Here is a 23,975-nt window from a genome sequence, read left to right as displayed (position 1 = left end):
TAATCCGTATTGCATCAATTTTTTGCATTTGATTATGCCACAATTGTGCAATGCAAAACCACGTCTCACGCCAAATTGGTGCATGAAAATTTCAAGATAAAAATCAGGTTTGAATTAAATCGCCAAATTTTCATCTGACATGGGATGGAAATCTGGAAATTTCCCGGTGAATATTTTGATGCAGTCTGGAAACAAAAACCATCAAAAGACATGCGAAACATATCTTCAGCTATCGCTCCTGACTACAGCATACCACTTACCCGGACCAAGGCCAGTCCGGGTGATTTTTCATGGTGACCCATGGTAAACATCTGGCATGGCCACCCAGTCTACAGTATCGGGCGAAAGATCAGCCAGGCAAGCGCACATCTGCGCATTGGGCACGGTGACGCAGGGCGTGGTCCATCAACACCAGTGCCAGCATGGATTCAGCAATCGGTGTTGCCCGTATACCTACACAGGGGTCGTGACGGCCAAAGGTTTCCACCATGACCGGATTGCCATCCTTGTCTATCGAGCGACGTGGGATACGTATCGATGAGGTTGGCTTGATGGCGATGGATACCGTGATGTCCTGACCGGTGGAAATACCACCCAGAATGCCACCTGCATTGTTGCCGATAAAACCTTCTGGCGTCAGTTCATCGCCATGTACCGAGCCACGCTGTGCAACAGACCTGAATCCGGCACCGATTTCCACTCCTTTGACGGCATTGATGCCCATCATGGCATAGGCGATTTCCGCATCCAGCTTGTCATAGATGGGTTCCCCCAGGCCTACCGGCACCTTGCTGGCCACCACATCAATTTTGGCACCGATGGAATCCCCGTCTTTTCTTAAGGCATCCATATAATCTTCAAGCCGCTGTATCAGCACGGCGTCGGCGGTTGGCGCAAAAAATGGATTGTCGACGGTATGGGCCCAGGCTTCAAACGGGATATCAATCTCACCGAGTTGGCTCATGCCGCCATGGAATACCGTCCCATATTGCTGATGCAACCATTTTTTAGCGACCGCCCCTGCCCCTACCACCGGCGCCGTCAGACGTGCCGACGAGCGTCCGCCACCGCGCGGGTCACGAATGCCATATTTATTCCAGTAGGTGAAATCAGCATGACCGGGCCGGAAGGTTTCGGTGATGTTGCCGTAATCCTTGCTGCGCTGGTCTTGGTTACGTATCAATAGCCCAATCGGCGTGCCCGTGGTTTTACCCTGATAGACGCCGGACAGTATCTCTACCGTGTCTGGTTCCTGGCGTTGTGTCACATGACGCGAGGTACCCGGGCGGCGGCGATCAAGTTCTGGCTGTATATCGGTTTCGGACAGCTCCATGCCTGGCGGGCATCCATCAATAACACAACCGATGGCAGGCCCATGTGATTCGCCAAAGGTGGTAACAGTAAACAAAGTGCCGAAAGTATTGCCAGACATAAGTATGTGAAGAAAAGTAGGTGAATAGACAAATCTATCCGCATTTTACCAGTGAAGCGACAGGCGCTGAATTCAAGTTCCGGGAAACTTGACTGGAGATTTCACAAATTATCAAGAAATTCAAAGTATTTTTCTTCCCAATCGGTCAAATCTTGTTTTATTCTTACCAAAGAGACGAGTTGACGCTTGGCTGACGCTAGGTTTAGTGTCATAGTTCCACAAGGAACAAATTTTGCAGCGCCCTTAGAACGTGTTTATGATCTGTAGCGAGCGAGCGTCAGCGGGGTAAGGGTAACAAAAGCGCCGCGCAAAAAGCGGAATGTACTCTAAGTACATGCGCACTTTGAGCAGCGCATGAGCCCCGCGTGGACTACGATTGCGCTCGCGCTTAAGATCGTAAACAGGTTCTTACCATAAGATATGCCAAGCATGGAGCCGCATTACAGATGAATTCAACGATCCACTCGTCCGAAGATGATCTGGTTTTCCTGGAAGAACCAGACAGCGAAGAAACTTCGGTGGCATCCAAGCCCATGCAGACTTGGCGGATCATGATTATTGATGATGATCCGGATGTGCATTCGGCCACCACCTTTGCACTGGGCAGTCTTGAAATACAGCATCGTGCGCTGAGCTTTCTGCATGCCTATTCTGCGGCAGAAGCACGTGACATATTGCAAAGCGAGTCGGATATCGCCATCATCCTGCTGGACGTGGTCATGGAGCAGGAAGACGCCGGCCTGCAACTGGTCAGCCATATCCGGAAGACCCTGGGCCTGACCGATGTCAGGATCATATTGCGTACCGGCCAGCCAGGTTATGCACCTGAAATTGATGCAATTCGTGACTACGACATCAATGACTATAAGACCAAATCCGAACTGACACGTACCAAGCTGTATACTGCCGTCACTTCGGCAATCCGCTCTTACGAACAGATCTGCGCCATCAGCGCCAGCCGGCGCGGCCTGGAAATGATCATTCATGCCAGCACCGAGCTAATGGCGCTGCAAGGCCTGCAAAATTTTGCCGCTGGCGTGCTGGTACAGATCAGTGGCCTGCTGGGTTTAAATACTGAAGGTTTTGTCTGCGCCAGGCAAGCCCCGGTCGAGCAGCAGGAACAAGGCGAGCTGTTCGTCATTGCCGCCACGGCCATGTACCAAGGCAAGCTGAATCAAGCATTGAATCAGCTTGATGCACCGGCCGCCAACATCGTCAAACGCTCACTGGCGGTGCGCCAGAGCGTGTTCGAAGCCGACATGACGGCACTGTATTTCAACAATGTTGCGCAAAAAGATTTCACGCTCTACCTGAATACCGGCCTGCACCTGAACGAGATGGACCAGCGCCTGCTGGGCGTTTTCTGCGGCAATGTATCGGTGGGCCTGGACAATGTGATGCTGACATCACGCCTGCACAATTATGCATTTTATGATCCGCTGACCGGCCTGGCGAATCGCCTCAAGCTCTTGCAGACGCTGAATGAAACCCTGCTGACTTCACTGAAAAGTCATAGCGCCCTGTCACTGATCGATATCGATCACTTTGCCGAAACCAATGACGCCCTGGGCCATCAGTTTGGCGACCTGTTACTGTATTCAGTCGCACAAAGACTATCCAATACCTTTGGCGAAGATTGCCAGTTGGCCAGGGTCGGTAGCGACACCTTTGCCTTGCTGGGTGAAGCCAGCATGGTCTACCCGGACAAGATACTGGCCCTGTTCAACACACCGTTTGATGTTGACCAGCAAGAAGTGCAGTTGTCGGCCACCATAGGCCTGATCAAACTGGATGAGTATGACGGCGATGGTTCAGAAGCGCTGAAAGACACCAACATTGCCCTCAAGCGCGCCAAAATGAACCGGCGCGGCGGCTATGAATACTTCACCCGCAATATGGGGGTGGAAATTCGTGAGCGTGTCTTGCTCATGCATGCCCTGCGGGCCGCCTTTGAGCATGAAAAATTATTCCTGGTATTCCAGCCGCAAATTGATATGCGCGATGGCCGCGTGACAGGTGCCGAAGCCCTGCTGCGCTGGAAGACAGATGACGGCCGCTTTATCCCGCCCGACCAGTTCATCCCGATTGCCGAATATTCTGGCCTGATCGTCGATATTGGCGAATGGGTATTGCGCACCGCCTGTTTTGAACTGGTGCACTTGCGCAGCCTGGGCTATACCAACTTCCAGATGGCGATCAATGTGTCGCAGGTACAGTTTTCACACCCGCTGTTCATGCAATCACTGAACAAGGCCCTGACCGATACCAAGGTACCGCCCAATTTTGTGGAACTGGAAATTACCGAATCCATGGCCATGAAAGATCCTGAATTGCTGGTCAAGACCCTGCACCAGATCAAACAGTTGGGTATGAGCGTATCGATTGATGACTTTGGCACAGGCTTCTCTTCACTCAGCCACCTGCAAAAACTCGATGTAGACAAATTGAAAATTGACCGTGCCTTTGTCAACGAAATCCAGAAAAACTCAAGTGAAGGCAGTATCGCCAAGATGATCGTCCAGCTTGGTCAAAACCTGGGCCTGTCGATTATTGCCGAAGGGGTGGAAAGTGAAATGCAGGCCGCTACCTTGCTTTCTTACGACTGCCATATCGCCCAGGGCTATCTGTACTCCAAGCCCCTGACCCGCGACGATTTGCATGCCTGGCTGGCAACAAGATAAACCGTTCAGCCCTGCTTGTGCGCCTGACATCACCCAGAAAAATGCATAGTGATCATGCGATTGCCTGTGCGACCGTTCATAAATAGTGCATAACCAGTTCATATTGCATGGCTTTTTCTTCGTTCTGTCCTGCCGATTTTGCAGACTGTCGCATGTCGCTATCCATGTCCGGGTAATTTCCTTACAGTGCAAGCATGGACTGAAAAGTCCCAAGAAAGCAGCGCCCTCAATTATCACAGGCGCTGCGGCTATCTGGGATACTCGCTAAAAGAGATGCATCATGAACAATACGAACACACAAAATTTCAAGGAATTCATCGCCGACATGATGGCTTTGCTGAGCAGAGTCTTCGACAAGACAGCGGCCTGGGTCACTCAATTATCGTGGTGGAAATTTCTGCTGTTTGCCGTGCTGACCATTGCCGCTGGCGGCATTTTGCAGGACGCCCTGTTCACGTCTGAAGAAAATGTGATCATCAAGAAAAACACGCCTTCGGCAGCAAAAGCCAAGAAGACCAGCAAGATCACGGATGGCGATACCAATATTGAAATTGACAACACCGGCATCCACATCCGCAAGAACAATGCTGACGGCAAGGGCAAGCAAATCGAGATAGACGAAAACGGTATCCGCATCAACAAGGATACGGACACGCCGCCAGGTACACCAGCAGCAGCATCCACCACAGCGCCCAGCCCAGGCGCAGAGCCTGCCGCCCCTGCTGCTCCACCAGCACCTCCGGCCATGCCGTCAGTTGCAGGCCATGATGATATCCACATCAGACTACCGGCTGAGGTTGCCAGGGAAATCAGCGAAGACATCAATAATGCCGTCGCCGATGCCGCCGACGAAGAAGTCCGCAGCTACAAGCGCACGTCCTCCAAATGGTTCAAGAACTTTGTTGTATTGCTGGTATTTGGCCTGTTTGGCATGAAGGCCCTGATGAGCGGCAAAGTCCGGGCTGAAGAAAAAGCCAAGGAAGCCGGCATGGCCGCCGAACGCGAATCGCTGCTGCGCCAGGTCAGCGAAGCACAGATGCAGATGATGCAGGCCCAGGTGGAACCACATTTCCTGTTCAACACCCTGGCCTCGGTCGAACATCTGATAGAAACCGATCCGCCACGCGCTGCCGCCATGCAGCGCAGCCTGATCGCCTATCTGCGCGCGGTCTTGCCACAAATGCGTGAAAACGCCAGCATCACCAATCTGGGCCGCGAAGCAGACATGATCAAGTCTTACCTGGAATTGCTGAAAATGCGCATGGAAGAACGCCTGAATGTCGATTTCATCATGCCGGAAGGATTGCGCAGTGCGGCCTTCCCACCGATGATGCTGCAATCCCTGGTCGAAAATGCCATCAAGCACGGGCTGGAATGCAAGGCAGAAGGTGGCACCATACGCTTCCATGCCGAAGTCGCCCACAACAAGCTGCGCGTCTCGGTCAGTGACGATGGCCTGGGATTTGGTGCCATGCCCAGCAACGGTACCGGCCTTGGCCTGCAAAATATCCGGGAGCGCCTGAAATTGATTTATAAAGAAAAAGGACAAATGATCATTACAGCCAATCAACCAAGCGGCGTTTGCGTTACCATAGAAATCCCTTACGAATTAGCCAATTAGTGACGACTATGCCAACAGCAATACTCGCCGATGATGAAAGACTGATGCGCGACCAGTTAAAGTCGCGCCTGGAACAGGTCTGGCCTGAACTGGATATCCTGGACGAAGCCAAGAACGGCGAAGAAGCCGTCGAACTGGTAGAGAAACACCGGCCTGACCTGGTGTTCCTCGACATTCGCATGCCGGTCAAGACCGGCCTGGAAGCAGCCAGGGATATCGGCAACAAAGCCCATATCGTTTTCATCACCGCGTATGACCAGTACGCCATCCAGGCCTTTGATCATGGCGCGGTTGACTATGTATTGAAACCGGCCGATGTGGATCGCCTGACACGCACCGTGGAAAGACTGAAGCAGCGCCTGTCCAGCCAAAGCCAGCCCAGCGACATGAGCAGCATGCTGTCACAACTGGCCAAGCAGATGGGCATCAGCGCCAAACCGGATTACCTGCAATGGATACAGGCTTCGATAGGGCAGGAACTGCGCCTGATACCGGTGGAAGAAATCCTGTTTTTCCAGTCCGACGAAAAATATACCCGGGTACAGACTGCCACCTATGAAGCACTGATACGCAAGCCGGTACGTGACCTGGCAGAAGAACTGGACCCTGCCCTGTTCTGGCAGATACACCGTTCTACCCTGGTGAATGCGAAAGCGATTTCTGGCGTAATCCGCGATCTGCGCGGACGTCACCTGGTGCAGATCAAGGGCCTGACCGAAAAACTGGAAGTCAGCCGCAGCTTTGTGCATTTGTTTAAGCAGATGTAAGCAAGGTAGGCAAACAACAGCAATCCAAGCCAGCAATAAAAAAGCGCCCGAACAAAAAATCAGGCGCTTTTTTCATATCCATAATCACACTGTAATTACAGGATTTGTACGCCTATCCACCATGCTATCGCGGCCACAAAAGCAGAAGCCGGTATAGTCAGAATCCAGGCCCAGACAATATTGCCAGCCACCCCCCAACGCACAGCAGACATTTTTTGTGCCGAACCGACACCGACAATCGCGCCCGTAATGGTATGCGTTGTCGACACAGGCACACCCAATACCGTTGCCATGATCAGGGTGATAGCGCCACCGGTTTCAGCACAAAAACCACCGACAGGTTTGAGTTTGGTGATTTTTTGGCCCATGGTTTTTACAATACGCCAGCCGCCAAACAAGGTACCCAGACCGATCGCTGCGTAGCAGGAATACACTACCCATCCTGGTGGACCTTTATCGGCCTCGGTTGAATATCCGGCAGCGATGAGCAGCATCCAGATAATACCCATGGTTTTTTGCGCATCATTACCACCGTGACCAAGACTGAAAACAGAAGCAGACACCAGTTGCAGGCGACGGAACCATTTGTCCACTTTCCTTGGCGTCGACTTAACGAATAGCCAGGATACGATCAGCATCATCAAAGAACCGAGGAAAAAGCCCAGCAGCGGCGACAGAACGATAAACAAAATGATCTTGTAGAGACCCGCCGCAATCAAGGCACTGGTACCTTTTTTCGCTACTGCGGCACCGATCAAACCACCGATCAGGGCATGGGAGGATGAAGAAGGAATACCAAAATACCAGGTGACCAGGTTCCAGAATATCGCCCCGACCAGTGCCCCAAAGATGACATAGTGGTCAACAATCTGAGGATCGATGGTACCTTTACCTATGGTTTTGGCAACCGACAGATTAAAGACAAAAAAAGCAAATACATTGAATATGGCAGCCATGGCCACTGCCTGGCTGGGCTTCAATACCCCCGTCGACACAACGGTGGCGATCGCATTGGCGGCATCATGGAAGCCGTTCATGAAATCGAATAACAACGCCAACATCACCAATAAGATGATGACGTGCGTGCTCATATGGAAGGATTGCATAAAAGTGAATTCCCTTGTTCGCTCTCTGCATTGACAGAGAACTGTTAGGCGTCAAAATAAAAGAGTCAGACGCTTAAGCGTTCTCAACAATAATGCCTTCAATGATATTGGCGACATCTTCGCAACGGTCCGTCACTGTTTCCAGTATCTCGTAGATGGCTTTCAATTTAATCAGGTTGCGGACATCTGGTTCGTCGCGGAACAGTTTGGACATGGCGGCACGCATGACATGATCAGCATCCGATTCCAAGCGATCAATTTCTTCACACAGCGCCAGAATTTCGCGGGAATTATCCATGTTATGCAACAAGGCTACCGCTGCCCTTACTTTTTCAGCACAGCCCAGGCAGAGTTCTGCCAGGCGTTTTGCTTCTGGTGTGATTTCGCGGATATCGTACAGGGAGATAGTCTGCCCTGCATCTTCCAGCAAATCCAGAATGTCATCCATGCGGGTGATCAATTTATGGATGTCATCACGGTCAAGTGGTGTGATGAAAGTTTTATGCAGCAACTCTATCGTATTGTAGGTAACCTTATCTGCCTGTTTTTCTATGGTTTCTATCGCGTGCACGCGATTTTCCAGGTCATCAAAATTCGTCATCAGCGCAACCATCTCTTTCGAGCCTTTGACACATAATTCGGCGTGCTGGTTGAAGAGTTCAAAAAATTTGCCCTCGGTGGGCATCAAGCGTCCAAACATTTTATTCTCACTGAAAATAGAAGATTTCTAGAATTGCTCAGGCAAAAGCAAACAAAAAAAAGCCTACAAATAAAAGCAAACAAATAAAAACAGCACCTGAAACCGCACAACAAGCTGGTACTGGTGGTACGGCTTATGCTGCCCGTCCTGTTTAAGGCTTTGCTGCATTTGCCACTAACTACTAAAACAAAAATTCCTGGTGCCCGTAAACACGTTCTTACAACTTATTCGTTATCGCCGTAAATCGACAGGTTACCTACATAGTTATCAAACTTGGTGTACTCACCCAGGAAGGTCAGGCGCACACTACCAATCGGGCCATTACGCTGCTTACCGATAATAATTTCTGCGGTACCCTTGTCCGGTGAATCGGGGTTATAAACCTGATCGCGATAAATAAACATGATGACGTCGGCATCTTGCTCGATCGCGCCTGATTCGCGCAGATCGGACATGACGGGACGTTTGTTCGGGCGCTGCTCCAGCGAGCGATTCAACTGTGACAAGGCAATCACCGGGCAATGCAATTCTTTCGCCAGACCTTTCAGATTTCGGGAAATCTCAGAAATCTCGGTCGCACGATTTTCACCGGCAGAGTTGGCAGACATCAGTTGCAAGTAATCGACAATCACCAGGCCCAGCTTGCCGCATTGCCTGGCCAGACGACGCGAACGGGCGCGCAATTCTATCGAGCTCAGCGCCGGGGTTTCATCGATGTACAACTGTGCATCATTCATTTTTTGGATGGCATGCGTCAGGCGTGGCCAGTCTTCATCTGTCAGCTTGCCGACACGCAGGCGGCTTTGATCCAGACGCCCCACCGAACCCAGCATACGCATGGCCAATTGGGTGCCGCCCATCTCCATGGAAAACACGGCAACTGGCAAACCACTCTCGATCGCCACGTTTTCACCGATATTCAGCGAAAACGCAGTCTTGCCCATGGAGGGACGACCGGCAACAATGATCAGATCACCAGGCTGCAGACCGGAAGTCATTTTATCCAGATCGGCAAAACCGGTAGGTACACCGGTAATATCATTTTGATTGTCGCGGTTATACAGTTCATCAATACGTTCGACCACCTGGGTCAGCAAGGGCTGGATGGCCTGGAAACCCTGGGCACCACGGGCACCTTCTTCGGCGATGGCAAAAATCTTGGATTCGGCCTCGTCCAGCATTTGCTTGACTTCCTTACCCTGCGGATTAAAGGCATTGCCAGCGATTTCATCGGATACCGTGATCAGCTTGCGCAATACGCCACGGTCACGCACGATTTCGGCATAGCGCCGTATATTCGCGGCCGAGGGGGTGTTTTGCGCCAGGGCATTCAGGTAGCTCAGGCCACCTGCATCTTCGGCCTTGTTCATGCCACTCAGGGCTTCGAACACGGTAATCACGTCAGCAGGACGGGACGCATTGATGAGCTTGACCATGCATTGAAAAATGATGCGATGGTCATAGCGATAAAAATCTTCTTCGCTGATAAAGTCGGCGATACGATCCCAGGCGGCATTGTCAAGCAACAAGCCGCCTAGGACAGATTGCTCTGCTTCTATGGAATGGGGGGGAACGCGTATCGCGTCAACTTGAGGATCAGAACCAGCTTTCATGGCGCGCATTATAACCGTTAATTCAAATTGCCAGACAATACAACGTGAGGGAAACAAGCTTGTTTGTGACAAGATTGTGACAAGCGTCTAATCACGCTGCAACAAATATCCCGTAAGCAACAAAACCAGGAAAAATATCCCGCACACAACAAAAAAGCCGGGAATTCCCGGCTTTTTCTTCAGCAATTTGCAAGCAGCAAATTAGGCGTGTTCGCCCAGTACAGCAACGATCACGTCAACCACTACGTCCGTATGCAATGCAACGGAAACGCTGTGATCGCCAGCGATCTTCAATGGACCTTGTGGCAGACGCACTTGTGCTTTTTCAACCGCGAAACCTTGTTTTGTCAGGGCGTCAGCGATATCGAAGTTAGTAACGGAACCGAACAAACGGCCATCAACACCAGATTTCTGGGTGATTTGCACTGTCAAACCGGACAGTTTTTCACCTTGAGCCTGTGCTGCTGCCAATTTGGCGGCTGCTACTTTTTCCAGTTCAGCGCGTTTTGCTTCGAATTCAGCAACGGCAACTGTCGTTGCACGACGAGCCATACGTTGAGGAATCAAAAAGTTACGGGCATAGCCGTCTTTTACACGAACTACATCACCCAGATTGCCGAGATTAACGACTTTATCCAACAGAATAACTTGCATATTTTTCTCCTTTACCTTGTCGTCAATTACGCTGTGTGCAAATCAGTGTATGGCAGCAACGCGAGGTAACGTGCACGTTTGATTGCTGTATCAACTTGACGCTGGTACAACGCTTTAGTACCTGTCAGACGTGCAGGCATGATTTTGCCGTTTTCTTGCACGAAGTCTTTCAGTGTGTCGATGTCTTTGTAGTCAACTTTTTCTACATGTGCCGCTGTGAAACGGCAGAATTTTTTGCGCTTGAACAAAGGATTTTGTTGCTGACGCTTTTGCTTCAATTTGCTTTTGTCGAATTTTTTACCGAATGCCATTTTTGGCTCCTAATCTAGTAAAGGTGTCCCGAATTCAGTGACATGAAAAACGAGACTTTTGCTATTGCGATTTTTGCGTGCTAAAAAACCAGTAAATTCCACCGGCACATCCAGTGCAATTTCATTGAATTGGCGGGAAATCTCCCCTGCCGCAACTGCTGAAATTTCAAACTCGACCTGTCGAACTGCGTTCGCCTCACGAGTTTCCGAACTGTGCATCAATGTCGCAGAAGCTATCGGTATACCGGCCGGTGTGTACCGCAATGCGGTTTTTTCTACGATCCGGGCTACAAGCTTCAGCTGATTCACTATTTTTTACACGACCTCTGTCAATGAATAATTAAGCAGCAGGCGCTTCAACACGTTGCGCTTTTGCAGCATCTTCCTTCTGAACAGCTTTCATCATTGGAGAAGGTGTTGCTTCTGCTTTTTTCAGTTTGACTGTCAGGTGACGCAAGACAGCATCATTGAATTTAAATGCTGTTTCCAACTCGAGCAGAGTTTCGGCATCGCATTCAATGTTCAAGCAAACATAGTGCGCTTTCGCCAGTTTTTGAATCATGTAAGCCAGTTGACGACGGCCCCAGTCTTCAACGCGATGGATTTGACCACCACGCGCTACAACACTTGCCTTGTAGCGTTCGATCATTGCAGGAACTTGCTCGCTCTGATCGGGATGTACGATAAATACGATTTCATAATGACGCATATATTCTCCTTGTGGACAATAAAAATAGCCCGCCTCGGCGTCAAGACGAGTGCGGGAAGAGGAAAGCCGACAATAATAACCCAGTTTTTCATTTTGATCAATTAGATCAGTGACTTAGCCAAGCAAACACCTCATTCACCTGTTTGAATGAGGATATTTTTCACATTTTTGCCACTCTCTGCGGATTTTGACTTGCATATTCAGCTTTACTGTATAAAAATACAGACTGCTTGCATATACAGCACATTCACATTAGAAAACGCCATGCTAAAACTGACTGCCCGCCAGGAACAAATACTTAACCTGATCAAGGATGCCATCCAAAATACCGGATTTCCGCCTACCCGCGCAGAAATTGCCGCTGAACTGGGATTCCGCTCCACCAATGCGGCCGAAGAACATTTGCAGGCACTGGCACGCAAGGGTGTGATCGAGATTGCCGCTGGCACCTCGCGCGGCATACGCCTGCTGGAATCCGCACTGTCCAGCCACATCCCCGGCATACAGATGGCGCTACCGCATCCGGCACTGATGCAACTGAGCCTGCCGCTGGTTGGCCGCGTCGCTGCCGGTTCGCCGATACTGGCTAGCGAACATATCGAATCCACCTACCATGTGGACCCCGCCCTGTTCTCTGCCAAGCCTGACTTTTTGCTGAAGGTACGCGGCATGTCCATGCGCGATGCCGGCATCCTTGATGGTGATTTGCTGGCCGTAAAAAAAACCGACAGCGCCCGCAATGGCCAGATCGTCGTCGCCCGCCTGGGCGATGATGTCACCGTCAAACGCTACAAGAAAACCGGCGACCTGATTGAACTGATGCCAGAAAACCCGGATTACCCCATCATCAGGGTCGGCGATACCGAAGAAGATTTTGCTCTGGAAGGCCTGGCAGTCGGCCTGATGAGAAACTGGGTTTGAGGACAGCCTGGGTGTGATCCTCCCCTCTCATCCGGATCACGCCTGGCTCGTCCTCAAACTTTTATGCCAACATCAATAAAAAAGCGCCCGATTAGAAATCGGGCGCTTTTCTTTATTGGCTAGCAGAGTCTGCCGGCATACGCCGACACCCCCTAAGCCTAGTGTTTCACCACTGTCGTATCCGCCGGTGTTTCTGGCGTTGCCGGTGTTGCGGCGGCAGCTACGGGGACTGGCTCGTCGACCAGAGGAACAGGCTGGGTTTCCAGTGCGATTTCCAGGACTTTGTCTATCCAGCGAACCGGGATGATTTCCAGTTTGTTTTTGACGTTGTCCGGGATCTCTGTCAGATCCTTGGCATTTTCTTCTGGTATCAACACGGTTTTGATACCACCGCGATGTGCAGCCAGCAATTTTTCTTTCAAGCCACCGATAGGCAATACTTCGCCGCGCAATGTGATTTCACCTGTCATGGCGACATCAGCACGAACCGGGATGCCGGTGAATACGGACACCAGCGCCGTGGTCATGGCAATACCGGCAGACGGGCCGTCTTTCGGTGTTGCACCTTCGGGTACGTGGATATGGATGTCACTCTTCTCGAACACATCGGCCTTGATACCCAGACGCTTGGCGCGACTGCGTACCACAGTACGGGCTGCTTCGATCGATTCTTTCATGACATCGCCCAGGGTACCTGTACGAATGACACCACCTTTGCCCGGCATGGCTACGGCTTCTATGGTCAGCAAATCGCCGCCCACTTCAGTCCAGGCCAAACCGACAACCTGGCCAATCTGGTTATCCTTGACGGCGACGCCAAAGTCATAGCGACGCACACCCAGGTATTTATCCAGGTTCTTGGAATTGACTGTGGCTTTTTTCTCGGTCTTTTTCAGCAAGAGCATTTTCACGACCTTGCGGCAAATCTTGGAGATTTCCCTTTCCAGCGAACGCACACCGGCTTCACGGGTGTAATAACGGATGATGTCGCGCAAAGCACTTTCTGCCACGGTGATTTCGCCTTCTTTCAAACCATTGTTCTTGATTTGTTTAGGCAGCAAATAGCGTTGGGCAATGCTGGTTTTTTCATCTTCGGTATAACCCGACAGGCGTATCACTTCCATCCGGTCCAGCAAAGCTGGCGGGATATTGTAGGAATTGGAGGTCGCCACAAACATCACGTCGGACAGATCGAAATCGACTTCGATGTAATGATCCGAAAAAGTATGATTTTGTTCAGGGTCCAATACCTCCAGCAAGGCAGAAGATGGATCGCCACGGAAATCAGCGCCCATCTTGTCCACTTCATCCAGCAAGAACAGCGGATTACGCACACCAACCTTGGACAGGCTTTGCAAAATCTTGCCTGGCATGGAGCCGATGTAGGTACGGCGGTGACCACGGATTTCAGCCTCGTCACGCACGCCACCCAGAGCCATACGCACGAACTTGCGGTTCGTGGCACGGGCGATGGATTGCCCCAGCGAGGTCTTACCCACACCCGGAGGACCAACCAGGCACAGGATAGGTGCTTTCAACTTGTCAACGCGCTGTTGTACTGCAAGATATTCCAGGATGCGTTCTTTAACCTTATCCAGGCCAAAGTGTTCGTCTTCCAATACTTTTTCAGCATTCGTCAAATCATTATTGACCTTGGATTTTTTCTTCCATGGCAGATTGACGATGGTGTCGATGTAATTGCGCACGACGGTGGCTTCAGCCGACATCGGTGACATCATTTTGAGTTTTTTCAACTCATTCTGTGCCTTGTCGCGGGCTTCTTTAGGCATCTTGGCGGCCAGGATTTTTTTCTCCAGCTCGTCAATATCGGCACCCTCTTCACCTTCACCCAATTCTTTCTGGATGGCCTTGACCTGTTCGTTCAGGTAGTACTCGCGCTGCGATTTCTCCATTTGGCGCTTGACGCGACCACGGATACGCTTTTCAACCTGCAGGATGTCGAGTTCGCCTTCCAGTTGTCCCAGCAAATGCTCAAGACGTTTGGAGACGCTGAAGATTTCCAGGATGACCTGCTTCTGTTCCAGCTTCAATGGAAGATGGGCAGCGATGGTATCTGCCAGGCGACCGGCATCGTCGATACCGGACAGGGATGCCAGGATTTCTGGCGGGATTTTTTTGTTCAGTTTGACGTATTGATCAAATTGCTGAACGATGGCGCGACGCATCGCTTCCACTTCGGATTCGTCACCTTCATCCAGAGCGACGGGTGTCAGGTCTGCGAAAAAATGGGATTCGGAATCATGGATCTTGTGTATGCGCGCACGTTGAGCGCCTTCGACCAGTACCTTGACGGTACCGTCCGGCAACTTCAGCATTTGCAGGATATTGGCAATACAGCCAATTTCATAAATATCATCTGCCGAAGGTTCATCCTTGGCAGCGGCTTTCTGAGCGGCAAGCATAATGCTCTTGCCCTGATCCATGGCAGCTTCCAAAGCCTTGATGGATTTTGGACGCCCCACAAACAGAGGAATCACCATGTGCGGGAATACAACAACATCACGCAGTGGCAACAACGGCAGTTGGGTTTGTTCGGTTATCAGAGTAGTCGTCATGGCGCACCTTTCATAAATACTGGTTAACAATGTTGGCGCACTGGGCGGAAACACAAGCCCATTCCGGGAAAAAACAATAAAAAAAGCCACACAGAGAGCTTCCCCGGGTAGCTTTACGATTGAAGCTGTAATTATTTTGTTAAATCATTGTACTTCGAATCAAATTAAAACGAAGAAATAAAGCGAGGGAAACCAATAAAAAATGGGGAGTTGCCTCCCCATCATGTTTTTGCTACCACATCAAGCAGGTGACTCAGGCACCGGCGACTTTGGGTTGTTCGTGGTAAATCAGCAAGGGTTTCGCGCCATTGGTGATGGTATTTTCATCAATGACCACCTTCTCTACATTCTGATGGCTAGGCAAGTCATACATAACGTCCAGCAAGGCGTGTTCCAGTATGGAACGCAAGCCACGCGCGCCGGTCTTGCGGGCAATCGCCTTCTTGGCTATGGCCTGCAGGGCAGCAGGACGGATTTCCAGTTCCGTGCCTTCCATCTCCAGCAATTTTGCATATTGCTTGATCAGGGCGTTTTTAGGCTCAACCAGAATTTGTATCAGTGCCGCTTCATCCAGTTCATTCAACGTAGCAATCACAGGCAGGCGACCGACCAGTTCAGGAATCAGACCAAACTTGATCAGATCCTGTGGTTCTGCGTCCTGCATGACGTCGCTGGCGCTCTTTTCTGCCTGGCTCTTGACGCTGGCAGAGAAACCTATGCCACTGCGCTCAGAACGGTCGGAAATGATCTTGGCCAGGCCGTCAAACGCACCACCACAGATAAACATGATGTTGGTGGTATCGATCTGGATGAAATCCTGGTTAGGATGCTTGCGACCACCCTGTGGCGGCACCGATGCCATGGTACCTTCAACCAGCTTCAGCAAGGCTTGCTGCACGCCTTCACCGGAAACGTCACGGGTGATTGACGGGTTGTCAGATTTACGCGATATCTTGTCAATCTCATCGATATAAACGATGCCCTTTTGCGCGCGTTCAACTTCATAGTTGCAATTCTGCAGCAACTTTTGAATGATGTTTTCAACGTCTTCACCGACATAGCCGGCTTCGGTCAGCGTGGTTGCATCGGCGATCACGAAAGGTACATTCAGCATGCGTGCCAGCGTTTGTGCCAGCAGGGTCTTGCCGGAACCAGTCGGGCCCACCAGCAAGATATTACTCTTGGCCAGTTCGACATCATCTTTCTTGCCGAGGTGCTTCAGACGCTTGTAGTGGTTGTACACCGCCACTGCCAGAATGCGTTTGGCGTTGAGCTGACCAATGACGTACTGGTCCAGCAGATCGGTGATTTCCTGCGGTGTCGGCAGCTCGGTTTTTGCACTGGCAATATTATCAATTTCGGACACTTCGTCACGAATGATGTCATTGCACAAATCGATACACTCATCGCAAATAAATACGGATGGCCCTGCTATCAGTTTCTTAACCTCATGCTGACTCTTGCCGCAAAACGAGCAATAGAGCAACTTTTCTCCGCTGGAGGATTTTTTATCGGGCATGATACGTATATAAAATAAACAAAATTAATCTATGAAACCGAGGTCAACAGCACAGCGAGGATGACAAAACACCCATGCGACCTGCCCCAAGCTTCTTCCGTACGCATATTACCTGCAAAAACGGCTTTCGTCATGGCAACCACCTATTGCAGTCGAATTACAGTTAAGCCCACGTCGACATTATAGAGCAGAATAAAAAAACGCCCGAACCATCGAGGAGCGGGCGTTTTATTTTTTCTATGCTGCTTACGCGCGATGGGTCAAAACTTTATCGATCAGACCGTATTCCGCTGCTGCATCGGCAGACATGAAATTGTCACGATCGGTATCTTTGGCGATCTGCTCCAGGCTACGGCCTGTGTTTTCGGCCAGGATACCGTTCAGACGTTCACGCAGATACAAGATCTCGCGTGCCTGGATTTCAATATCAGAAGCCTGACCTTGCGCGCCGCCCAGAGGCTGGTGAATCATGATACGGGAATTTGGCAGGGAGAAACGTTTGCCCTTGGCACCAGCTGACAGCAGGAAGGCACCCATGGATGCCGCCAGACCCGTACACAGCGTCGATACATCGGGCTTGATGAACTGCATGGTGTCATAAATCGCCATACCGGCCGATACCGAACCGCCAGGAGAGTTGATGTAAAGGGAAATATCCTTGTCTGGATTTTCGCTTTCCAAAAACAGCAATTGCGCAACGATGAGATTGGCAGCCTGGTCATTGACCGGGCCAACCAGAAAAATCACACGTTCCTTGAGCAGGCGGGAATAGATGTCGTAAGCACGCTCACCTCTGCCACTCTGCTCAATCACCATAGGCACCATGCCCAGCATATTTGTGTCCAGTGCCGAATTACGGATGATGCCTGTCATGTGATTTCCTTTTTGTTACGCTTGTGCGTTGTTACCCATCAATTCGTCGAAAGGCAGAACCTTGTCTGTGACTTTCGCTTTACCCAACACATAGTTAACGACGTTTTCTTCTAATACAAGGGCTTCGACTTCAGCCAGACGGTTGCGGTCGCTAAAATAATACTTAACGACTTGCTGTGGGTCTTCGTAGCTTTGGGCGAAATCTTCAACTTGCGCCTTGATTTGCTCGGTTGTTGCCTGCAGGTTGTTGACCCTGACCAGTTCAGCCAGGATCAAGCCCAGACGTACGCGACGTTCTGCCTGAGCAGCAAACAATTCTGCCGGGAATGGTACATCTTTAACGTTCATGCCGCGTTGCGCCATGTCCTGACGTGTCATTTCTGCCAGACGCTCGCCATCCTGGGCAACCAGGCTCTTGGGCACGTCAAATTCAACCGCCTTGACCAGCGCGTCCATGACGCTTTCTTTGGTCTTGGATTTGACACGGCCACGCACTTCGCGCTCCAGGTTGTCTTTGATGTCGGTACGCATTTTGGTCAGATCGCCATCTTCCACGCCCAGCATTTTTGCGAACTCGGAATCTACTTCAGGCATGTGCGCCCATTCCAGTTTTTTCAGCGTAATAGTGAATTCTGCTGTTTTACCGGCAACATCCTTGCCATGGTAATCTTCTGGAAAAGCCAATGGAAAAGTCTTGGATTCACCCACTTTCAAACCGATGGTTGCTGTTTCAAACTCAGGCAACATACGGCCTTCGCCCAGAACGAAAGTGAAGTCATCGGCCTTGCCACCAGCAAATTCGACGCCGTCGATCTTGCCAACGAAATCGACTGTAGCGCGGTCACCGCTTTGTGCGGACTGGTCTGCACCGCCGTCGCCATGCGCGCCCTGCTCGCCTTTAACGTGGAAATGCACACGTTGTTTGCGCAGGATGTCGATAGTCTTGTTGATTTCAACATCAGTCACTTCGGACTTAACTTGTTCCACTTCAGCAACAGACAGATCGCCGACGCTGATTTCTGGATAAATTTCAAATGTTGCATCAAATGCCAGGCTGCCTTCGGCAACATCAGCACCGGATTTTGGTTCTATGCTTGGGTAGCCGGCAACGCGCAATTTGTTTTCATTGGCGGCGACTGAGAAAGCCTGACCGACCTTGTCGTTCAGCACTTCTGTTTCGACTTGATAGCCATACTGGGCAGCCACCATTTTCATCGGCACTTTACCAGGACGGAAACCAGGCGCTTTTGCTGTACGTGCACGCACTTTCAAACGCTTTTCAACTTCCGATTGCACGTCAGCGATCGGGAAAGAAATCGTTAAGCGGCGTTCCAATTTATCTAAAGTTTCGACTGCAGTTGCCATGAAAATCGTCCAAATAGTAAAAATTCTGTGGTGCGAGGAGGGGGACTCGAACCCCCACACCATTGCTGGCGTCAGGACCTAAACCTGGTGCGTCTACCAATTTCGCCATCCTCGCGGGATGTTTATGTTGCATACCGACATCGTGTCAGACCATGTTCCGCACGGCCGGTACAAAAGCAAAGGGCGACCCGAAATTCAAGCGTCGCCCAAAACTGATGTATGTGGCATTACAACTCCAGCCCGATATTCTACTGGATTTTATTCGCATGTGCCGTATTTTTTTACAGACGCCGAAAAACCCCTACCTGCCCTTATTAACCATTACCCGCCCTGCCCGGCCACCTACAAACCAAAAAAGCCCTTGCCTGTATACAACACAGGCAAGGGCTTTTTTTGATCAGACTACATCCACAGGGATCAGGCTGGTTTCTTGACGCGGAACCAGGCCGCATACAATGCCGGCAAGAACAGCAGGGTCAGCGCTGTCGCGATGATCAAGCCACCCATGATGGCTACCGCCATCGGCCCCCAGAATACGGAACGCGACAAAGGTATCATCGCCAGCACTGCAGCGGCAGCCGTCAGGATGATGGGGCGGAAACGGCGTACCGCCGATTCCACGATGGCATCCCACGGCGCAGCCCCCTCACGGATATCATGCTCGATCTGGTCGATCAGAATCACCGAGTTACGGATGATCATGCCGAACAAGGCGATCACACCCAACTGGGCGACAAAACCGAATGGGCGTTGCAATATCAGCAAGGCCATGGCCGCACCGGCCACACCCAAAGGCCCGGTCAGGAACACCAGCAAGGAACGCGAGAAGCTATGCAGTTGCAACATCAGCAATGTAAAGATAATAAACACCACTAATGGCACATTGGCTGCAATCGATTCCTGTGCCTTACCACTATCGGCTGCCGCGCCGGCCAGCTCTATCTTGTAACCAGGCAAGAGGCTGGCGCGGATTTCATCCAGCTTCGGTGAAATCTGGCTGGATACAGTTGGCCCCTGTATACCATCCACCACGTCAGACTGGACGGTGACGGCCCATTCGCGCCCTTCACGCCAGACCACGCCAGGCTCCCATACCAGGGAAATGCGGGCGACTTGTGATAAAGGCACGTATTTGCCACTGCCAGTTGGAATATTGGCATTACCCAGCGCTTCTACGGTCGAACGCTCATCCACCGGCTGACGTACCGCGATGTCGATCAGCTTGTTGCCATCACGGAACTGGCCAACGGTGGTGCCGGTCAAGATGGTATTGGCAGCACGCATCACCGTTTGCGAGGTAATGTTCAGCATGCGCAACTTGTCCTGATCAAGATCTATCCTGATCACCTTCACGGATTCATTCCAGTTGTCATTCACACCAACGGTATTGGCATTGGCGCGCATAATCGCTTTCACGCGATCAGCGATTTCCCTGACTTTAGTCACTTCCAGGCCAGAAACGCGGAATTGCACAGGGTAAGGAACTGGAGGTCCATTCGGCAACAGCTTGACGCGACCGCGCACCTCAGGGAAATCCTTTTTAAAGGCATCGATGATTTTCAGGCGCAACGCCGAGCGCGCCTTCAAATCCTTGGGCAAGACCACGATCTGCGACACGTTAGTCTGCGGGAAAATCTGATCCAGTGGCAAATAGAAGCGCGGGCTGCCAGTACCGACGTAGCTGGTAACGCTATCCACACCTTCTTGCTTCTGGACGAAGGCTTCAAATTTCTTGGCTTGCGCTTCCGTCGCGGCAAAAGATGAGCCTTCAGGCAACCACAGTTCAACCATCAATTCCAGGCGACTGGAATCAGGGAAGAATTGCTGCTCAATAAACTTGAACCCGAATACACCCAGACCAAACACACCCAGCGTAATGATGATGGTGGTTTTGCGCCACTCCACACACCAGTTCACCAGGGCACGGAAACGGCTATAAAACGGTGAATCGAATATCTCATGCTCGCTGCCACCAGAACCACCGTGCGGCTTCACCTTCAACAACAGGTAACCAAGATAAGGCGTAAAGATAACCGCTGCCAGCCAGGAAATAATCAGGGCCAGCGCATTCACGGAAAACATGGAGAAGGTATATTCGCCCGCAGCAGACTTGGCCAGACCAATCGGCAAGAAGCCCGCTGCCGTGATCAGGGTACCGGTCAGCATCGGCATCGCGGTGGAGGTATAGGCAAAGGTCGCGGCGTCAAAGCGCGAGAAGCCCTCTTCCATTTTCCTGACCATCATCTCGACCGCAATAATAGCATCGTCCACCAGCAAGCCCAGCGCAATGATCAGCGCCCCCAGCGATATCTTGTGCAGATCGATATCCAAAATACGCATGAACAGGAAGGTGATCGCCAATACCAATGGTATCGTCAACCCCACCACCAGACCCGGCCAGATATCCAGACGGAATGGTTTGGTATGCAAGCCCAGCGCCAGGAAACTGACCGCCAGCACGATCACTACCGCCTCGATCAGGGTATGAATAAATTCACCGACTGATGACTTGACCGCATCTGGCTGGTTGGACACTTGCTCCAGCGTGATACCGACTGGCAATTTGGCCTTGATAATGGCGACATCATGCTGGAGATTCTTACCCAGCTCGATGATGTTGCCACCTTTTTCCATCGAGATACCGAGACCCACCACTTCTTTACCGTTAAAGCGCATCTTGTCTTGCGGCGGGTTCTTGTATTCACGCTTGACGGTAGCAAAATCGCCAAGGCGGAAGGTGGTTCCGTTAGCGCGCAATTGCAGGCTTTCCAGGTCCTTCACCGTCATCAATGCACCGGTTACACGCACTTGCAGGTTGTCGCTGGATGTGGTCAGCACGCCGGTACCCTCGATACCGTTCTGTGAGCTGATTTGCCCGACTACCGCATCAAAGGGAATACCCAGTTGCGAGAATTTTTTCTGGGAAAATTCAATATTGATTTTTTCATCCTGAACCCCAAACAATTCAACCTTGGAGACGGAAGGAATGCGCAAGAATTGTTGACGCACGTAATCGGCATATTCCTTCACTTCTTCATACTTGAAGCCATCACCAGACAGGGCAAAGATCGAACCATAGGTATCGCCGAATTCATCATTGAAGAACGGCCCCTGCACGCCTGGCGGCAGGGTCGCCTTGATATCGCCTATCTTCTTGCGCACCTGATACCAGGACTGCGCGGTTTCCTTGGGCGGTGTCGATTCACGCAATTGCAGAATGATCAGGGTTTCGCCCGGTTTGGAGTAGCTGCGTATCTTGTCGATATACGGTGTTTCCTGGAGTTTTTTCTCCAGCTTGTCGGTCACCTGATCGGCCATCTGCAAGGCAGTGGCACCTGGCCAGATGGCCCTGACCACCATGGCACGGAAAGTAAACGGCGGATCTTCATCCTGCCCCAGCTTGCTGTAGCTGAGTATGCCACCCAGCAGCAGCACGACTATCAGGTAACGCGTCAGCGGTATATGCTCAAGCGCCCACCTGGATAAATTGAATCCACGGGAAGAATCGCTCATTTGGTGACTCCTGAAGCGGCATCAGCCACTTTGGCTGGCGCAGCAGCAGGAGTGGCGGCAGCAGGAATGGCAGAAGCGGCCGCAGGAGCAGCGGCATTGGCAGGTACTTCAACGCCAAGGATAGTCACTTTCTGACCATTTTTCAGTTGATTGACACCAGCAGTCACCACTACCTGGCCCGGCTTGACACCACCAGCCAGCAATACTTCTTCGCCTGATGAACCGGCGACCTGCACCGGCACCAGCCTGACCACACCAGCTTCAACCACCCATACCGAGGAGGCATTCTTTTCCTGGAACATCGCTGTCAGCGGCACCTTGATCGCGGCATTTGGATTTTTGGCATTGAAGCTGACAAAGGCCGTCATGCCCAGTTGCACATTCTTGACATCGCCACCCAGACTGACCTTGGCAGTAAAGGTGCGGGTAACCGGATCGGCAATCGGTGACAATTCGCGCAGTTTGGCAGGAATAGTCTGACCAGGGCTGGCCCACAGGCGCACATTGACATCAGTCATCTGACGGATGGAGTTGATCTTGTCTTCCGGAATGCCGACCACGACATCCAGATCACCCGTTTGCGCAACCCGGACTACCGGCGTGCCGGCAGTCACTACCTGCCCCACTTCAGCATCCAAACCGGTGACCACACCATCCACGTCTGCCACCAGGCTGGTATAGCCAGACTGGTTGGCCTGGTTTTTATAGGCCGCCTGGGCTTGTTCATAGCTGGACTGGGCAGACTTGGCTGCTACTTCTTTGCCGTCCAGAACGGAAGCAGCAACAAAATTCTTGGAACGCAGGTCCTGATAACGCTTCAGTTCTGCCACTGCCAGGTCACGGTTGCTTTCTGCCGCTGCCAATCCGGCCCTGGCCTGCATCTGGGCCAAGGCCAGGTCTTGCGGATCAAGCTGCATCAGCACCTGGCCACGTTTGACCACAGTGCCAACATCGACCTTGCGGGTAACGATTTTGCCGGCAACCCGAAAACCCAGGCGAGATTCGATACGTGGTCTGACTTCGCCAGGTAATTCGGAATTGATATCAACATTGCTGGATGCCAGGGTAATCGTCCTTACCGGGCGGATGTCTTCGGTTTTTTCAGCAGGTTTGGAACAAGCCAGCAACAGGCTCGCAGCAGCAAGAGCAAAGGCGTAAGTGGCTACGCGCCTGCCAGCCAGTTGCCGTGCCTGAGGATGATTGGTAGTTTCTGGTGTTAACACAGGAGTTTTCCTTTACTATGCAGGCTTTCCAAGCCGGGATGAAACGAGTAAAAAACCTAAACAGGATTTGCCCAAAACTGCCTCTTTATGCGATGCGGCTACAGCTACTTCAGCGCCCGACCGCAGCTTTTGGGACAATTTTGCGTAAACCCTGTTAAAGAGAATGAATCTTGCCGGACTTCAGACATGCCCAGATTTCTTGATCTTTTAGAATATTTTTCTGCTACCATCAAATAACTGACTTTGCGGTTAGTAATTATAGTTAAGCATCTTGTTTTTGCCAATGACTTTTCAGTCATTAAGCTTTTTATTGAACTTTTGCCTATTTTTATTGAATTTTTGCCTATAAATCGTCCTGAATTACGGCGTATCCGGTACACAATCTGAACAA

Annotated in this window: 19 protein-coding genes and 1 tRNA gene; 5 read left to right on the top strand and 15 right to left on the bottom strand. The window is 51.2% G+C overall.

Features of this window, described 5'->3' with window-relative positions:
- Positions 1–349: 349 nt before the first annotated feature.
- On the bottom strand, positions 350–1,432 hold the full coding sequence (gene aroC, locus ACO0LM_RS19705) for a chorismate synthase (RefSeq protein ID WP_423039130.1): 1,083 nt from the start codon (positions 1,430–1,432) through the stop codon (positions 350–352).
- 446 nt (positions 1,433–1,878) lie between these two features.
- Between aroC and ACO0LM_RS19700 the strand changes: the two genes are divergently transcribed.
- The 3 genes from ACO0LM_RS19700 (at position 1,879) to ACO0LM_RS19690 (ending at position 6,501) form a co-directional block, all read left to right on the top strand.
- Positions 1,879–4,113 (top strand): GGDEF/EAL domain-containing response regulator, encoded by a 2,235-nt coding sequence (locus tag ACO0LM_RS19700; protein ID WP_423039127.1) that lies wholly within the window; start codon positions 1,879–1,881, stop codon positions 4,111–4,113.
- Positions 4,114–4,393: 280 nt separating this feature from the next.
- Complete coding sequence (locus ACO0LM_RS19695) at positions 4,394–5,734, top strand: sensor histidine kinase (RefSeq protein ID WP_423039125.1); 1,341 nt, start codon at positions 4,394–4,396, stop codon at positions 5,732–5,734.
- Positions 5,735–5,742: 8 nt separating this feature from the next.
- On the top strand, positions 5,743–6,501 hold the full coding sequence (locus tag ACO0LM_RS19690; RefSeq protein WP_423039123.1) for a LytR/AlgR family response regulator transcription factor: 759 nt from the start codon (positions 5,743–5,745) through the stop codon (positions 6,499–6,501).
- Between the two features lie 95 nt (positions 6,502–6,596).
- Here ACO0LM_RS19690 and ACO0LM_RS19685 read toward each other — a convergent pair whose 3' ends face one another.
- The 7 genes from ACO0LM_RS19685 to rpsF form a co-directional block, all read right to left on the bottom strand.
- Positions 6,597–7,607, bottom strand: coding sequence for an inorganic phosphate transporter (locus tag ACO0LM_RS19685; RefSeq protein WP_423039121.1), 1,011 nt, complete (start codon positions 7,605–7,607; stop codon positions 6,597–6,599).
- A gap of 73 nt (positions 7,608–7,680) precedes the next feature.
- Positions 7,681–8,307 (bottom strand): DUF47 domain-containing protein, encoded by a 627-nt coding sequence (locus tag ACO0LM_RS19680; protein WP_422988014.1) that lies wholly within the window; start codon positions 8,305–8,307, stop codon positions 7,681–7,683.
- Positions 8,308–8,531: 224 nt separating this feature from the next.
- Complete coding sequence (locus ACO0LM_RS19675) at positions 8,532–9,920, bottom strand: replicative DNA helicase (RefSeq protein ID WP_423039119.1); 1,389 nt, start codon at positions 9,918–9,920, stop codon at positions 8,532–8,534.
- Positions 9,921–10,121: 201 nt separating this feature from the next.
- Positions 10,122–10,574 carry a 50S ribosomal protein L9 gene (gene rplI / locus ACO0LM_RS19670; RefSeq protein ID WP_422988016.1) on the bottom strand — a complete coding sequence of 151 codons (453 nt, stop codon included), beginning with the start codon at positions 10,572–10,574 and terminating at the stop codon, positions 10,122–10,124.
- A 26-nt stretch (positions 10,575–10,600) separates the two neighbouring features.
- Complete coding sequence (gene rpsR, locus ACO0LM_RS19665) at positions 10,601–10,885, bottom strand: 30S ribosomal protein S18 (RefSeq protein WP_110252960.1); 285 nt, start codon at positions 10,883–10,885, stop codon at positions 10,601–10,603.
- A gap of 9 nt (positions 10,886–10,894) precedes the next feature.
- On the bottom strand, positions 10,895–11,194 hold the full coding sequence (gene priB / locus ACO0LM_RS19660) for a primosomal replication protein N (RefSeq protein WP_422988017.1): 300 nt from the start codon (positions 11,192–11,194) through the stop codon (positions 10,895–10,897).
- A gap of 31 nt (positions 11,195–11,225) precedes the next feature.
- Entirely contained in the window at positions 11,226–11,594 is a 369-nt protein-coding gene (rpsF, locus tag ACO0LM_RS19655) for a 30S ribosomal protein S6 (RefSeq protein ID WP_422988018.1), read from the bottom strand.
- A gap of 264 nt (positions 11,595–11,858) precedes the next feature.
- Between rpsF and lexA the strand changes: the two genes are divergently transcribed.
- Complete coding sequence (gene lexA / locus ACO0LM_RS19650; RefSeq protein ID WP_422988019.1) at positions 11,859–12,515, top strand: transcriptional repressor LexA; 657 nt, start codon at positions 11,859–11,861, stop codon at positions 12,513–12,515.
- A gap of 158 nt (positions 12,516–12,673) precedes the next feature.
- On the opposite strand, the gene lon is transcribed toward lexA, so the two are convergent.
- The 5 genes from lon to ACO0LM_RS19625 form a co-directional block, all read right to left on the bottom strand.
- Positions 12,674–15,091 carry an endopeptidase La gene (gene lon / locus ACO0LM_RS19645; RefSeq protein WP_422988020.1) on the bottom strand — a complete coding sequence of 806 codons (2,418 nt, stop codon included), beginning with the start codon at positions 15,089–15,091 and terminating at the stop codon, positions 12,674–12,676.
- A 253-nt stretch (positions 15,092–15,344) separates the two neighbouring features.
- Positions 15,345–16,610: an ATP-dependent Clp protease ATP-binding subunit ClpX gene (clpX, locus tag ACO0LM_RS19640; RefSeq protein ID WP_422988021.1), complete on the bottom strand. Its 1,266-nt coding sequence runs from the start codon at positions 16,608–16,610 to the stop codon at positions 15,345–15,347.
- 246 nt (positions 16,611–16,856) lie between these two features.
- Positions 16,857–17,483 (bottom strand): ATP-dependent Clp endopeptidase proteolytic subunit ClpP, encoded by a 627-nt coding sequence (clpP, locus tag ACO0LM_RS19635; protein WP_422988022.1) that lies wholly within the window; start codon positions 17,481–17,483, stop codon positions 16,857–16,859.
- A gap of 15 nt (positions 17,484–17,498) precedes the next feature.
- Positions 17,499–18,848 (bottom strand): trigger factor, encoded by a 1,350-nt coding sequence (gene tig, locus ACO0LM_RS19630; RefSeq protein ID WP_422988023.1) that lies wholly within the window; start codon positions 18,846–18,848, stop codon positions 17,499–17,501.
- Between the two features lie 28 nt (positions 18,849–18,876).
- Positions 18,877–18,963 (bottom strand) — tRNA-Leu (locus tag ACO0LM_RS19625).
- A gap of 37 nt (positions 18,964–19,000) precedes the next feature.
- On the opposite strand from ACO0LM_RS19625, the gene ACO0LM_RS19620 reads away from it, so the two are divergent.
- Positions 19,001–19,282: a hypothetical protein gene (locus ACO0LM_RS19620; protein ID WP_423039117.1), complete on the top strand. Its 282-nt coding sequence runs from the start codon at positions 19,001–19,003 to the stop codon at positions 19,280–19,282.
- Here the strand turns inward: ACO0LM_RS19620 and ACO0LM_RS19615 are convergent.
- Both ACO0LM_RS19615 and ACO0LM_RS19610 read right to left on the bottom strand, forming a co-directional pair.
- Positions 19,266–22,361, bottom strand: coding sequence for an efflux RND transporter permease subunit (locus ACO0LM_RS19615; protein ID WP_423039115.1), 3,096 nt, complete (start codon positions 22,359–22,361; stop codon positions 19,266–19,268). The genes ACO0LM_RS19620 and ACO0LM_RS19615 overlap by 17 nt on opposite strands.
- On the bottom strand, positions 22,358–23,584 hold the full coding sequence (locus tag ACO0LM_RS19610; protein WP_423039113.1) for an efflux RND transporter periplasmic adaptor subunit: 1,227 nt from the start codon (positions 23,582–23,584) through the stop codon (positions 22,358–22,360). The genes ACO0LM_RS19615 and ACO0LM_RS19610 overlap by 4 nt, the downstream gene beginning before the upstream one ends.
- Between the last annotated feature and the right edge of the window lie 391 nt (positions 23,585–23,975).

This window comes from Undibacterium sp. Di26W, assembly GCF_049340265.1.
GTDB lineage: Bacteria > Pseudomonadota > Gammaproteobacteria > Burkholderiales > Burkholderiaceae_D > Undibacterium.
The sequence above is the reverse complement of the archived record's forward strand: the minus strand, read 5'-3'. Positions and strand labels throughout refer to the sequence as shown.